Source organism: Nocardioides sp. CCNWLW239 (assembly GCF_037137035.1).
GTDB lineage: Bacteria > Actinomycetota > Actinomycetes > Propionibacteriales > Nocardioidaceae > Nocardioides.
On the sequence record NZ_JBBBNW010000002.1, the window covers coordinates 1,088,957 to 1,102,519 of the forward strand.

At 70.6% G+C, this 13,563-nt stretch carries 9 protein-coding genes; all 9 read right to left on the reverse strand.

Annotated features, from left to right (window positions below; translation table 11 throughout):
* Positions 1-129: 129 nt before the first annotated feature.
* Positions 130-1,635 (reverse strand): helix-turn-helix domain-containing protein, encoded by a 1,506-nt coding sequence (locus tag WBG06_RS11025; RefSeq protein WP_336736690.1) that lies wholly within the window; start codon positions 1,633-1,635, stop codon positions 130-132.
* Positions 1,632-2,702 carry a DUF917 domain-containing protein gene (locus WBG06_RS11030; protein WP_336736691.1) on the reverse strand — a complete coding sequence of 357 codons (1,071 nt, stop codon included), beginning with the start codon at positions 2,700-2,702 and terminating at the stop codon, positions 1,632-1,634. The genes WBG06_RS11025 and WBG06_RS11030 overlap by 4 nt, the downstream gene beginning before the upstream one ends.
* A 25-nt stretch (positions 2,703-2,727) precedes the next feature.
* Positions 2,728-3,792, reverse strand: coding sequence for a DUF917 domain-containing protein (locus WBG06_RS11035; protein WP_336736693.1), 1,065 nt, complete (start codon positions 3,790-3,792; stop codon positions 2,728-2,730).
* Entirely contained in the window at positions 3,785-5,344 is a 1,560-nt protein-coding gene (locus tag WBG06_RS11040; RefSeq protein ID WP_336736694.1) for a hydantoinase/oxoprolinase family protein, read from the reverse strand. Before WBG06_RS11040 ends, WBG06_RS11035 begins: the two co-directional genes overlap by 8 nt.
* Before the next feature lie 33 nt (positions 5,345-5,377).
* The gene (locus WBG06_RS11045; RefSeq protein ID WP_336736695.1) at positions 5,378-6,715 is read right to left on the reverse strand and encodes a purine-cytosine permease family protein; all 1,338 of its coding nucleotides are present in this window, start codon (positions 6,713-6,715) and stop codon (positions 5,378-5,380) included.
* 133 nt (positions 6,716-6,848) lie between these two features.
* Complete coding sequence (locus tag WBG06_RS11050) at positions 6,849-9,188, reverse strand: arylsulfatase (RefSeq protein WP_336736697.1); 2,340 nt, start codon at positions 9,186-9,188, stop codon at positions 6,849-6,851.
* Between the two features lie 149 nt (positions 9,189-9,337).
* Positions 9,338-10,777 (reverse strand): M20/M25/M40 family metallo-hydrolase, encoded by a 1,440-nt coding sequence (locus tag WBG06_RS11055; protein ID WP_336736699.1) that lies wholly within the window; start codon positions 10,775-10,777, stop codon positions 9,338-9,340.
* Positions 10,770-11,855 (reverse strand): S-methyl thiohydantoin desulfurase domain-containing protein, encoded by a 1,086-nt coding sequence (locus tag WBG06_RS11060; protein ID WP_336736701.1) that lies wholly within the window; start codon positions 11,853-11,855, stop codon positions 10,770-10,772. The genes WBG06_RS11055 and WBG06_RS11060 overlap by 8 nt, the downstream gene beginning before the upstream one ends.
* Before the next feature lie 46 nt (positions 11,856-11,901).
* Complete coding sequence (locus WBG06_RS11065) at positions 11,902-13,545, reverse strand: OPT/YSL family transporter (protein ID WP_336736703.1); 1,644 nt, start codon at positions 13,543-13,545, stop codon at positions 11,902-11,904.
* Positions 13,546-13,563: the final 18 nt, after the last annotated feature.

Below are 13,563 nucleotides of genomic sequence, written 5' to 3' on the forward strand. Positions count from 1 at the left end.
GGACGAGAGGGGTCCGGGAATCGGTGGCTGACTCGACGCTAGGGACGCAGCGACCGCTCCGGAATGTGCGGCCCGCCCGGCTCGACGCCACCGCCTGGGCGAACTGCACGGTGCCGGCCGGTCGATCGGTCAGATGATCGACCGGCACGCGACCTGGAGCGCCAGCCGCTGGCTCGGGTCGTCGAGGTCGACACCGAGCCGCTCTCGCACCTGCTGCAGGCGCGCCGTGACGGTGTTGCGGTGAACGCCCAGCGCCTCGGCGACGAGCACCACCGAACCGCCGCTCTCGAGATAGGCGCGGAGCGTGGCCAGCAGCGACTCGTTCGAGCGCAGTGGGGCCAGTGCTGTCTCGGCGAACGCACGCGTCACCTCCGACTGCTGCCAGGTCGCGAGCAGGCGGGCGACGCCGAGCTCGTCGGAGTGCTCGACCGCCGGCCGGAAGTCGTGGCTCGACGCGAGATGAGCGGCGTCGCGGGCCTCGGCAAGCGTCTCCGCCAGGCCGCCGGGCCCTCGGTGGGGGCGGCCGATGCCGGCGATCAGGCCCCACTCGCGCGGCAGCGCCGCCGTCACCAGGCGCACGGCCCGCAGCAGCGCCCGGGCGTCCGCCGTTCCGGGCTCGGCCTCGGTGCTGCTCCACAGTGCCCAGCCGTCCCCGCGGTCGACGGCCTCCGTCAAGGTGATGCCGTGCGCGACGAGCGCTGCGCGCAACCGCTCGGGTACGCCGGTCCGCTGGTCCCCCACCGTCCGGTCGTCGCACGAGAGGTGCAGACCGACATGCCAGTCGGTCAGCTGCCACCCCACGGAGACCGCTCCCTCGACCACGTCGCGGCTCACCGAGTCACGACCGGCGAGCACCTCCGACAGCAGCCGGGCACGGAAGAGGAGGTCGCGGTCGGCGTGAGCCCGCTGCGCGGTCAGCCACGCGCGCAAGAACGGCTCCGTGGTGGCGAGCCCGGCTGCCAGCTCGCCCAGCCGCGACTCGGCCGCGCGCTCGACGCGGCAGGCGAGCCATGCCGCCGGCCGGTTCCCGTCCGGGTCCAGCACCGGGTGAACCAGGATGGCGCGGCCGCGCTGCGCCACCGGTCGATCGAGGTGCAGGGCGTCGTCGAGCTCGATGGGTGGACCGAGCAGGTTGGTGCCGTCGGAGGTCACCAGTGCGAGCGGCGCTTCCAGGACCCCTTCGGCCGCTGCCACGATGTCCTGCCCGGTGTGGCGCGGCGCGAGCTGGCGAAGCAGCCGCTCGACGGTGCGAGCGCGGACCAGATCAGGAGCCCGGACCCGGGGAGTCAGCTCCTGGACGAGGACCACCGGCTCGGCGTCATCGAGCCAGAGCACCGGGATCTCCAGACGATCGGCTAGGCGGATGCTCGACAGCAGCGGCCTCCCGGTCGCGCCGACGACGAGGAGCCCGGCGGCACCGGCGTCCCCGGTGCGCCGCACCAGGGCGTCGAGCCGGTAGGACGGGGTGACGGATTCTGGCCCGCACACCACGAGGTGGTCCTGGACCGAGACCGGTTCGCCGACCCACCACCGCACGTCAGCCACCTCACGCTCCAGTCCTGCGGAACCCGCGACCACACGGGCGGCGGCGAGGATGGGCTCGGCGAGCAGATCGGCGACTCGTGGCGGGTTCATCGGGCCGGTCCCTCGAGATGGAGGCCGTAAGCGCCCGGACCGACGGCCCCGGCGGTCTCCGGAGGCCAGATGTGCAGGGCAGGCAGGGTTGCCAGGGCGAGCGACTGCCCGAGCCGGATCTCATCGGTCCGGATCGGGCACCGTGCCCGATGGTCGAGCGCCACGATGACCTCGGGTGCACTGACGACCGAGCGGCCGTCGATCGTGACGGCGAGGTACTCCTCCAGGTGGTCCACGCGGACGACCCCGCCGCTGCAACGGTCGATGAGGGTGACGCTGCCGGGCACCCGCCCGGACCGTGGCCGAACCTGGTCGACCCGCCCCTCACAGAGCAGCCTGCCGCCGATCCGTTCAGCGACGACGGCAGCAGGTGCCTCGCAGTCGACCGTGAGGAACGCCCGCCCGAGGCCCGCACACGCGCTGAGACTCTGCCGCACGCCGTGCTCGGCCAGGGTGCCCGCCGTCGTGGGGAACATCGCCAACGTCGCTGCGCCCCCGAAGGCCGCAGCGGAGGACACCATCAACGCTTGTGCCGCGGAGGCTGACGAGCGGGTGACCAGAACGGTGTCGCCGAACGGCCCGACGACCGCCATCGGTGCGATGGGGTGGCCCGCGACGGCGAGGGTCGCCTGGTCGACGCGCGGGAACGCGCGCCCCATCAGATCGCCGTCGATCACCGGTACGCCGAGACGAGCGGCGGCGACCACACCCATCAGCGCGTTGAGCCCACCGATCTCGATCACCCCGACGGCCTCCAGCCGGCCACCGACCTGAGCGACGACGGCCTCCACGGCTCGAGCGCAGTCGTCGGGATCCACCAACCGCTCCGTCAGCACGTCCGGTGCGCCACCGACACCGGCGTGCACGACGAGTGCGTCGGCGGACAGATCGCCGGGAGCGATCACCGGCACCGGCCCGTCACCGTCCTGCAGCATCCGCCGTAGCAGCAACGCGCCGAGCGCGACGTCACCGCCTCCGCCGGATCCCAGCAGGGTGGCACCGGAGGCCAGCGCGTCGACGTGCTCCGCGGTGATCTCGCGGAGCACGTCGTACGACATCCCGGTCATCAGCCGATGATCGCATCAAGTCCGATCAGACCGGAACGTATTCGTGGTCGTAACCGAAGTACGCCGGCCCGGCGAGCGCGAGTCCCTCGGTGCTGCGCCACCGCGGATCGCAGGGGGCGGCGACCACGCTGACCCGGAGGCCGTAGCGCAGCGTCTCGGTCGTCACCGGCTCACCGGTGTCGGTGTCGAGCAGGCAGATCAGATCCGGCACGCTCACGACGACCTCGCCGTCGCGGGTCGCGACGAGGTTCTCGTTCTGGAAGGCCACCTCCATGCGCGAGCCGAGGTCGTCAGCGAGACCTTCGAGGACCGCCTCCCCGCGGGCGAACCCACCCTGGGTGCCGCGCTGGACATCGACGATCTTCCCGCGGAAGATCACCCGCCCGCCCATCACCTCGGTGGCGGCGGCCACCGGGTCGCGGTGCTCCGCGCCGGCTTCGCGGATCGCAGCGCCCAAGCGCTGACAGAGCGTCATGGTGCCGTGCACCATGTGCTCCTTCACCTGCCGTCCGGTCAGCACGTAGAGGCTCACCGCCGCGCTGCAGCCCATCTCGATGGTCACACCGCGGGCGAAGCGCTCGGCCCAGCCGTTGGACACGGTCTCGAGGCTGACGGCGTTGCCGCGCTCGTCGGCGATCGCCATCGGGGTGGCGGCGACGCCGCCCAGGGTCGGGAGCAGCATCTGCAGCTCCGGGAAGGCACGGCCCATGCCGTCGGCATCGATGAGGGGCAGGCCGAGCTCGGCCGCCGCCACGAACGGAATCAGCGAGTTGAGGCCGCCGGCCTCGATCGAGACGGTGTACGCCGCCCGCTTTCCGATCAGCTGCTCCAGCGCCTGGAGCGCTGCGGTCAGCTCGACCCCCGAGGGCAGCTTCTCCAGCATCACCGTCGGAGCCCCCATGAACGCGGTCGGGATGACGACGGCGTCGTCATCGATCTCCGCCGGGTCGACCAGCTGCACGGGTCCGTGGCGCAGCAGCGCCTGCTGGGCGAGGAGGCGACCGACGTACGGGTCACCTCCGCCGCCGGTGCCGAGGACCGCGGCGCCGCGCGCCATGTCCGGCAGGTCCAGTGGAGTGATCTCACGCATCGTTGCCTCCCAGGCTCAGCTCTCCGACCGCCTTGACCCGGATCCGGGTGGCGTTGCCTGGCAGGTACGCCAGGGGTACTTCCTCGATGTCGACGACGCGCACCGATCCGGGCCGGGCACCGGCCGCGACCGTACGATCGACTGCTTCCTGCCGGGCCTCGTCCAGGACCGCGTCCCGTCTGCCGGGCTCGACCGAGAAGACTCGGTCGACCTCGCCACCGACCTCGGCGATGGCCGCGCCGATGGCGTTGGCGACCGCATGGTGCTCAGGACGTACGACGACCGAGGCGCCGTCGATCACGTCGGGCACCAGGATGCTGCCGCCGCCGACGGCGACCACCGGGATGGGTTCCGCCGACAGCCGCATCCGGTCGACGACCTCGGCGATCCGGACCGCGACCCCGTCGAGCGCGGCCCGCACGAAGGCGGGGTCGAGGTGGGCGACCCGGGCCGCGTCGCCGATGTCGGCGCGACCCGCTGCGACCGCCAGGTCGGTCGCGGTGAGCTGGTCGCCGCCGAAGACCAGGGCCTGCTCGGTGAGTCGGTAGCCGACGCTCTGGGGACCCACCTCGGGGGTCGGACCGGAGCCGACGTGGCTGCCACCGCCGATACCGACCGAGAGCACGTCGGGCATCCGGAAGTTGGTCTGGATGCCGGCGACGGCGACGTCGGTCGAGGCCTCCCGCGGGAAGCCGTTCTGCAGGATGCCGACATCGGTGGTGGTGCCACCGATGTCGACCACGGCGCACGAGCTCTGCTCGGACAGGAACGCAGCGCCGCGCATCGAGTTGGTGGGGCCGGACGCGAAGGTGGCCACCGGGTAGCGGCGGGCGTGGTCGACGTCCATGAGGGTGCCGTCGTTCTGACTGAGGAAGACCGGCGCCTGGATACCGGCACCGAGCACCGTCTCGGTCAGGCCGGTCGTCACGTGCTCGGCCAGCTCCCGGAGTGCGGCGTTGATGATGGTGGCGTTCTCGCGACCGAGGAGGCCCATCCGCCCGATCTCGTGGGAGAGGCTCACCGGAGCACCCGGCAGCTGCTCGGCGATGATCTCGGCGGCCCTCAGCTCGAACTCCGCGTTGACGGGCGAGAAGACCGAGGAGATCGCGAACGAGCGAGCCCCACCTTGTGCGGCCTTGTCGAGCACGTCGCGGAACTCCCGCTCGTCGAAGTCGGCGATCCGCGACCCGTCGTACTCGTGACCGCCGTGGCACAGGTAGCTGTGTCCGCCGATGGTCCTCTCGAGCTCCACCGGCCAGTCGACCAGTGGCGGCAGTGCGCTGGTGGCCGGCAGCCCGAAGCGGATGGCTGCCGTGGGCGCGAGCCGGGTGCCCTCCACCAGAGCGTTGATGAAGTGGGTCGTGCCGATCATCACCGCGGCGACGTCGGCGGGGTCGAACCCGGCCGCCTCTCGCAGCTGACCGATCGCGGTGACGATGCCGCCCGTGACGTCGGAGGTGGTGGGCGCCTTGGTCGCGGCCAGCACCCGCTGCCCGTCGATCAGGACGGCGTCGGTGTTGGTGCCTCCGACGTCGATACCGAGTCTCAACATGGTGTCTTTCCTTGTTCGAGGTGGACCGCCGGCTCAGGCGCCGGCGGGGACGGAAGCGGTGGGCTCGGTCGGGTGGGTTCGCGACACACCGTGCCCGCGAACGAGGCCGAGCTTCGCGGCGGCGACGTACAGGACGAGTGCGGCGATCACCGAGTTGATCGAGGGAATGCCCCAAGTGACGTAGTGACCGATGAGCGAGGCGGCGGCCCAGACGACCAGGCTCGCCGGCACCCACGTGGGGGCGGTCGCCGGCAGGTTCCCGGCGGCCCGCGACGTGTCGAGCTCGGCGCGCCAGGTGCGGGCGATGAAGTACTCCGCGACCATGATGCCGGCGATCGGCGGGAAGATGACGCCCAGCAGGATCAGGAAGTCGGTGAAGCTGTTCAGGATGCCCGCGGCACCGGCGATCGAGCCCGCGATACCGACGAAGAGGGTCACCGCGCCTCGATGGACACGCCACCCGACGGCCTGGTCGAGGAAGTTCACGATGCCCAGCGAGGCTGCGTAGAGGTTCCAGTCGTTGATCTTCAAGGTGGCGGCGATGATCACCAGCGTCCCCAGGAAGCCCGAGGTCGAGGTGACGATCGCGATCACGTCGTTGGTACGCAGGGCCAGAGCGAGCAGCACGCCGATGAGGCCGATGACGTACTCGCCCACCGAGATACCGACGACGGTCTGCTTGACGACGTCTCCCGACGTGCGGTTGAAGCGACTCATGTCCGGGGTGATCACCGCTCCGACGATGAACCCGCCGGCGACGATCGACGTGCCCTGGATGAGACTCAGCTGCGGACCGGCGGGGGCCGTCGAGAGCAGGTCGCCGACGTCGTGGCGGGAGAGCTCGCTCACGATGGACCAGCCGGCGAGCAGGAGGAACGCGGGCACGGTGACGTACGCCGTCCAAGCCATCTTCTCGAAGCCGAACACCACGATCGCTGTCACGGCCAGACCGAACGCCATGGCCCACGCCCACAGGGGGAGCACCCCGATCAGGTTGCTCAGGCCTTGTGCGGAGACGGCGTTCTGGATGCCGAACCAGCCGATCGCGCTCACGCTGATGGCCAGGCCGATCACCGACGAGCCGGCCCGGCCGAAGCCGGTCCAACGGGCCAGCACGGATGTGGAGAGACCTTCACGCTGACCGGCGATGCCGGTGAAGATGGTGAGGATCTCCAAGATCACAGCACCCAGGGTGATCGCCAGAACGGCGTCCCAGAAGCTCATGCCGAAACCGAGAGTGGCGCCGATCAGGAAGCTGGCCAGCGAGCTCAGCATCCCGAACCGCTGAACTGCGATCGAGAACCAGTGGTAACGCTTGTCCTGCGGCACGCGACTGAGTGCGTAGTCGTCGTGCTCGGTGGTTGATCCCATGGGAACCTCCAGAGGGAATGTCTTTCCCGTGACGCTAGAGGCCCGACGTGAGGTAGGTCACCATGCAGGAGGCCCCGCCAACGGCCTTCCACAGTGCATGACGCACAAGGCCGCCGGTCGGCTCCCGCCGCGGTTACTGGCGTGCCATCGCGATCCTGAATCGCTCGCCCGGATCGATGTAGTGGTCGTGGACGTCGTCGCCGAGGTCGATCTGGACCCACGCGATCTTGCCGTTGAACCGGCTGGTCCGGCTGGTGTAGTCCGAGGAGACCGCCGTGCCGGACTCGTAGCCGATGTCGGTGGTCTCGTCGGCCGAGAAGACCATCGGCTGGGTGGCCTCGACCCGGCCCGACCCGATCGGTTTGCCGTCGTCGTAGAGCGTGACGTCGCCGCCCTTGGCGAGCCCACCCCCGTCGTACGCGAACTCGACCCGGACCTGACGGGTCCCGGCGCCGAGGAGGGAGTCCGACACGACGGGGAACTCCTGGATGCCGAGCACGTTGTAGACGAACTTGAGCCGTCCGTCGCGGGTGAAGAACGTCCAGCCGCCGAACCGGCCACCCTGGGCGATGATGACGCCCTCGGCACCGGTGTCGGGGACGGTCACCTCGGCGGTGACGGAGAACGACTTGTTCTTGATGCTGACCACGCTGTTCTCCGACAGCCGGCCCATGCCGGGGAAGAAGAGCTGGGTCGTTCCACGTACGAGGGTCGGCCTGCCGGCCATGGCCGGCTCGATCCGCTCGGCGGTGCGGTCGTCCATCGGCAGCACCCCGTACTTCACCGCCTCGATCAGCCACAGCCGCTGCAGCTCGGCGAGCTTCTCGGGATGCTCCGCGGAGAGATCCCGCGCCTGGCTGAAGTCGGTGGTGCCGTCGTACAGCTCCCACACGTCGTCGTCGAACGCGGGCAGCTCGCCGCCGACCATCACCCACGGCGTGCGGTGCTTGGTGACCGCGCTCCAGCCCTTGTAGTAGACGCCGCGGTTGGCGAACATCTCGAAGTACTGCAGGTCGTGCCGCTCCGGCTCGTCGGCGCCGCGGAAGGTGTAGAGCATGCTCGTCCCCTCCATCGGGGACTGCTGGACACCGTTCACCATGGTGGGTTCGGGCAGCCCCGCTGCTTCGAGGATCGTCGGTGCCAGGTCGATGACGTGGCTGAACTGCGTACGTAGCGAGCCCGGGTCGTCGATACCGTCCGGCCAGTGCACGATGGTGCCGTTGCGGGTGCCACCCCAGTGCGAGGCGACCTGCTTGGTCCACTGCAGCGGCGAGTTCATCGCCCACGCCCAGCCGACCGAGTAGTGGTTGTAGGAGCTCGGCGAGCCGAACTCGTCCATCTTCGACCGCATGAACTCCGGGGTCTCCAACGCGGCCATGCCGTTGAAGTTGGCCATCTCGTTGAAGGCGCCGTTGACGGTGCCCTCGGCAGAGGCACCGTTGTCGCCGATGATGTAGTAGATGATCGTGTTGTCGAGCACGCCGAGGTCCGCGATGGTGTCGATCACGCGGCCGACGTGGTGGTCGGTGTGCTCGAGGAAGCCGGCGTACACCTCCATCTGACGGGCCAGCACCGGCTTGAGCTCGTCGGGCATGTCGTCCCACGCCGGGATCTCGTCGTGACGCGCGGTGAGCTCGGTGTCGGCGGGGATGATGCCCAGCTCCTTCTGGCGCGCGAACGTGCGCTCCCGCTGGACGTCCCAGCCGTCGTCGAACTTCCCGGCGTACTTGTCGATCCATTCGTGGGGTACGTGGTGGGGCGCGTGCGTCGCGCCCGGCGCGAAGTAGGCGAAGAAGGGCCGGTCGGGCATGAGCGCCTTCTGCTGCCGGATCCAAGCGCACGCGTGGTCGGCCAGGTCCTCGGTGAGGTGGTAGCCCTCCTCGGCCGTCGCCGGAGGCTCGATCGGCGTGGTGCCTTCGTAGAGCGCGGGGTCCCACTGGTTGTTCTCCCCACCGATGAACCCGTAGAACGTCTCGAACCCACCTCCTGCCGAGGGCCACGCGTCGAACGGGCCGAGCGGCGAGGTCTGCCAGACGGGGACCTCGTGACACTTCCCGAACTGTGCCGTCGAGTAGCCGTTGAGCTTCAGCGTCATCGCCAACGGGGCCTTGGTGTTGGGGCGCACCGAGCTGTTGCCGGGCGCCGAGGTCGCCGTCTCGGTGATGCTCCCCATCCCGACCGAGTGGTGGTTGCGGCCGGTCAGCAGCGCCTGCCGCGTCGGCGCGCACAGCGCCGTGGTGTGGAACCGGTTGTAGCGCAGGCCGTTGCCCGCCAGCCGCTCGGCGACCGGCGTCGCACACGGCCCGCCGAACGCGCTCGAGGCTCCGAAACCGACGTCGTCGAGGAGCACGACGAGCACGTTCGGCGCGCCGTCCGGCGGTAGCAGCGGCTCGATCGGCGGATAGGAGGTGTCCGGGTCCTTGGCGTCGTATGTCGTATGCCTGGGGGGCGGCCGATCCGGGATCGGCAGCATCGTCCGAGCGTGAGAGTCAGGGCGGTTCGACACGACAGGAGCTCCGATCGTCGAGGGCTCTTTCGACCCTCGCACGACGATTCGGCGTCAGTCGTCCCCTTTACCGGGTAAACCGCCCAGCTCCCTACGGGCCTCCGGCCGTGGCCCGGTCACCGATCACGTGACGCACCCAGCGCCATCGCGATGCCGGCGGTCAGCCGCAGGGTGTAGGGCAGGTGGAGCGACTCGTCCGGGCCGTGCGCACCGGCTCCGGGCCCTTGTGCACCGCAGGCCAAGAACTGCGCGTCGGGGAACCGGTCGGCCAGCATGCCCATCAGGGGGATGGTGCCACCCTGACCGAGCATGGCGAGGCCGGCACCGTCGAAGTACGCCCGGCTGGCACCGTCCAGCGCCCGCTCCAGCCAGGGCGCGAGGGGCGGGGCGGCCCAGCCGTCGGCCACGACGGTGTCCGGGGTGAACACGACGTGGGCACCGTACGGCGGGTCCTTCTCGAGCAGCTCCTTCAGCGCGCTCTGCGCGGCCCGGCTGTCGGCGCCGGGGGCGAGGCGTACGGACAGCTTGAGACTCGTCGAGGGACGGAGCACGTTGCCGGCGGTCGCGACGGCCGGGAGCCCGTCGGCACCGGTGACGGCGAGGCTCGGCCGCCACGCGCGGTTGAGCAGCTGCTCGGCGACGTCCGAGGTCGTCGGGCCGGCCGATCCGAACCAGTCGAAGCGGGCGGCCACCGCCGGACCGAGGACGCGCGCGGCGGCGCGGGCCTGCTCGACGCGCTCGCCGGGGATCGGGCACCCGGCGGCGTCCAGCAGGACCTCACCGGTCTCCGCGGACTCGACCCGCTCGAGCAGTCGGCGCACGATCCGGAAGGTCGAGGGCACCACCCCGCCGGCGTCACCGGAGTGTGCGCCCTGGTCGAGCACCTGCACGTCGAGCCGGCCGCCGCAGTGACCACGCAGCGAGGTCACCAGCCAGAGCCGGTCGTAGTCACCGGCACCGGAGTCGAGACAGACGACGAGGTCGACCTCGGCGATCCGCGGCTCCAGCCGGGCGAGCCAGAACGGCAGGTCGGGGCTCCCGGACTCCTCCGAGGTCTCGAAGATCCCCACGCAGCGCGGTCGCGGGACACCTTGGTCGTCGACGGCCTGGATCGCCGCGACGGCGGCGTAGAGCGCGTAGCCGTCATCGACGCCGCCGCGGCCGTAGAGCCGGGTCCCGTCGAAGTGCGGCGTCCAGGGATCCAGCTCTGCCGACCAACCCTCGCCGGCCGGCTGCTTGTCGAGATGCCCGTAGAACAGAGTCGTCCCCGGGGCTGTGCCCGGGATGTCGACGAGGACCAGCGGTGTCCGGCCCGGCTCGCGGAGCACCTCGACATGGGCTCCAGTCAGGTCCTGCTCACGGATCCACTGCGCGGCCCGCTCGGCCGCGACGTCGAGCTGCCCGTTCGCCTCCCAGTCGGCGTCGTACGCCGGACTGATCGCACGGAGCTCGATGAAGGCGCCCAGCTCGGTGAGCAGATCGCGCTCCCACCGGTCCCGGCAGTAGTCGAGAACCCGGTCGGCGTCGAGCACCGGCACGGACGGGGACTCAGGCACCGGCCAGCACCGCCGGAGCGAACCTGCGGTCGAGCGCGGCCTCGAGCGGAGCGTAGAGCTCGGGCATGAACATCGTCTCGGCGAGGATGAGCTTCTCGGCCGGGACGGTCACCACGGTCAGCTCCATCCCCTCCTCCACGACACCGGACGGCACCGGGCGGGGCCGGCCGGACTCCGCGCTCGCGCCGTCGGCGACGAAGGTCATGATCAGGTCGGGGAAGGCCGAGATCCGGGTGCTTCCCTGCTCGAGCACCATGTACTCGTTGACGAAGTGCAGCGCGGTGCGGTGCGTGTCGTCGAGCGTGACCACGCCGACGTCGAGGCCCTCCTCCTGGCGGCAGGCGAAGCCCCGTACCCGGCCGGTGGTGACAATCCGGCCATCGAGGTGCTCCACAGCAGCGTCCAGGCCGCCCGCGAGGTAGGTCCGCCCGAGCTCGATGGCGCTGGTGATCGCACCCGGGGCGCCGTGGTCACGGCTGTAGGCCACGCTGACCGGGTTGCGCGCGACGCCGACCCAGCCGCCGGCGTCCATCGACGCGCGCCGGACCACGCCGGAGGTCGCGTCCAGGTTGCCGGTGGTGGCTCCTTCGAGGTACTGGTGCGGGTGGCCACCGGCGTACGCCTGGATGGAGACGTAGTCCTCACGCAGGTGCAGGCCCATCGCGCCCATCACGCTGGACGGGTGAGCGCGGCCGTTGCAGGCCAGGTCGATGACGGGCAGCCCGGACATGGCCGACTGGAACCATCCGTTGACGGTGGTCTCGGCGCCGTTCTCGTTGGAGTTGATGGCGACGATCTCCCGGCCGGGCAGCTCACGGTTGAGCAGCTCCAGGGCCCGCATCAGGTGGCGTGGGGTGACGAGCGGCGACGGTGCCGCCGGGGCGCCGACGAGCGCCACGGTCGCGACCAGGTCGTCGTCGTCGAACTCGTCGAGCGTCCAGAGCTGAGGAGTGCCGACCGTGAGAGCCAGCTCGGCGGTGCGGAGGCCCTTCTCGACGAAGCCGCCACCACCCCCGCCCAGGATGGCGCCGCCCAGCACAGCGGCTTCGATGTCGTCCATGGTCAGTGCACGCTTCACGGTGCGTCTCCTTCGGTGTTGCGGGGTGTTGGGATGGTCTGAGGGGTCAGCTGCGGACGGCGTTGTAGGCGCCGTTGCCGAAGGAGTAGAGGGCGTCACCTGCGATGGCACCGCCGGCGAACACCTCCAGGTCCTCCTTGACGCCGGGGCCGAGGAACCGCATCACCAGGAGGCGGACCAGGAGTCCGGCCGCGACCATCCAGCCGGCCTGGGGGCTGAGGATCAGCAGACCGGTGGCGAGCAGGATGCCGAGCTGCTGGCGCGGTCCGCCGATCAGCTGGAGCAGAGCGCCGGGGATCGCCCAGATCAGCAGGGCTCGAGCCGTCTCGCCGGAGACGCCGGCCTGGATCGAGGCGACGTACGCCGCGTTGATGGGTGCGGTCTTCCCCTGGTCGAAGAACATCTGGTACGAGACGGCCACGACCACGATCGCGATGACGAACCCGATCATCGCGGCGATGAACTGCTGACGACGCCCCTCGAGCTCGAACGCCGGGTCGGCGCCGTTGCCACGCAGGACGAACCCCGCCTTGAGGTCGTATCCCATGTCGGCGAACGCCGGGCCGGTGGCCGCGGTGAAGCCGGCCATCACGACCAGGGCCTCGGGCGGGAAGCCGATCAGGATGCCGATCAGCAGCGTGATGAGCGCGACCGCGAAGGCAGGGAACCAGCCGGAGTGCATGGCGGCGATACCGACGATCAGCTCGTGGACGAACGCCGCCACGGTCGCGAAGACGATGAAGCCGATCAGCTGGAGCGGACCCATGTCGGTGGCGATGCCCGTGCCGAACGCGAGGCCGATCGCGACGACGAGGTAGGCCACGCCGCCGGAGGCCAGCGCCCGGCCGAGGCGGTGGCCGGACCGGATCTCGGGCTGGACGGTGCCGGCGGTGCCGGCGGTCGCGGAGCGGTTGCCCTTGCGGTCCTCGGACCGGTAGGCGCCGACGACCGCGCGCCCGACCTGGATCAGTGCCACGATGCCAGCGCCGATCATCATGCCGTGCGGGATGTAGTGGGCGTAGAGGTCGACGCCGATGAGATCCACGGAGTACGCCCGGGCGAGCAGCCCGACGCCGAAGGCGATCATCGCGCCCAGGCCGCCGATCAGGGCGACCCCGAAGGCGGACATCGGCAGCGCGAAGACAGCGCCGACCACACCGGTCACGAACCCGCCCGCGAGCACGACCGCCCGGCGGCCTCCCTCGTCACCGGCACGGATGGTCTCGGCGGCCGCGATACCGAGGGGCCAGGGGTTCTTCGCCGGGAACGCGGGGGTGTCGAACATGCGGAAGAGCAGCCAGGCGTCCAGCAGCATGGCGCAAGAGACGCCGATCAGCATCGGCACGATCATGTTCGGCAGCCCGAACACGAACGGGATCCCGATCGGCAGGAAGAGGCTGTTGGCCGCGCCGAAGGTCGCCGAGGAGATGCTGGTCTGGGCGAGGTTCTGCGCGTGGACCGAGCGGTAGGCACGGAAGGCCACCAGCGGGATCCGCGCGAGGGTCATCGCGACGATGGCGCCGAGCAGGGAGGTGCTGGGCGTGATCCCGAGACTCGCCAACAGCTGGATGCCGACGATCGCGCCGAGGACGCTCAGCAGCACCGTGAGGACGAGATTGGCGGGCGCGAGCGCCCGCGGGTGGCGCGGGGTGGACGCCGCCGGCAGCGTCTCGGCCGAGCGTTCGGTCATGGGATTCTCCTGGGGACT

Coding starts and splice junctions, on each gene's coding strand:
- WBG06_RS11065 (WP_336736703.1), bottom strand. CDS start 13,545: ATGACCGAACGCTCGGCCGAGACGCTGCCGGCGGCGTCCACCCCGCGC.
- WBG06_RS11040 (WP_336736694.1), bottom strand. CDS start 5,344: ATGTTGAGACTCGGTATCGACGTCGGAGGCACCAACACCGACGCCGTC.
- WBG06_RS11050 (WP_336736697.1), bottom strand. CDS start 9,188: ATGCTGCCGATCCCGGATCGGCCGCCCCCCAGGCATACGACATACGAC.
- WBG06_RS11025 (WP_336736690.1), bottom strand. CDS start 1,635: ATGAACCCGCCACGAGTCGCCGATCTGCTCGCCGAGCCCATCCTCGCC.
- WBG06_RS11035 (WP_336736693.1), bottom strand. CDS start 3,792: ATGCGTGAGATCACTCCACTGGACCTGCCGGACATGGCGCGCGGCGCC.
- WBG06_RS11030 (WP_336736691.1), bottom strand. CDS start 2,702: ATGACCGGGATGTCGTACGACGTGCTCCGCGAGATCACCGCGGAGCAC.
- WBG06_RS11045 (WP_336736695.1), bottom strand. CDS start 6,715: ATGGGATCAACCACCGAGCACGACGACTACGCACTCAGTCGCGTGCCG.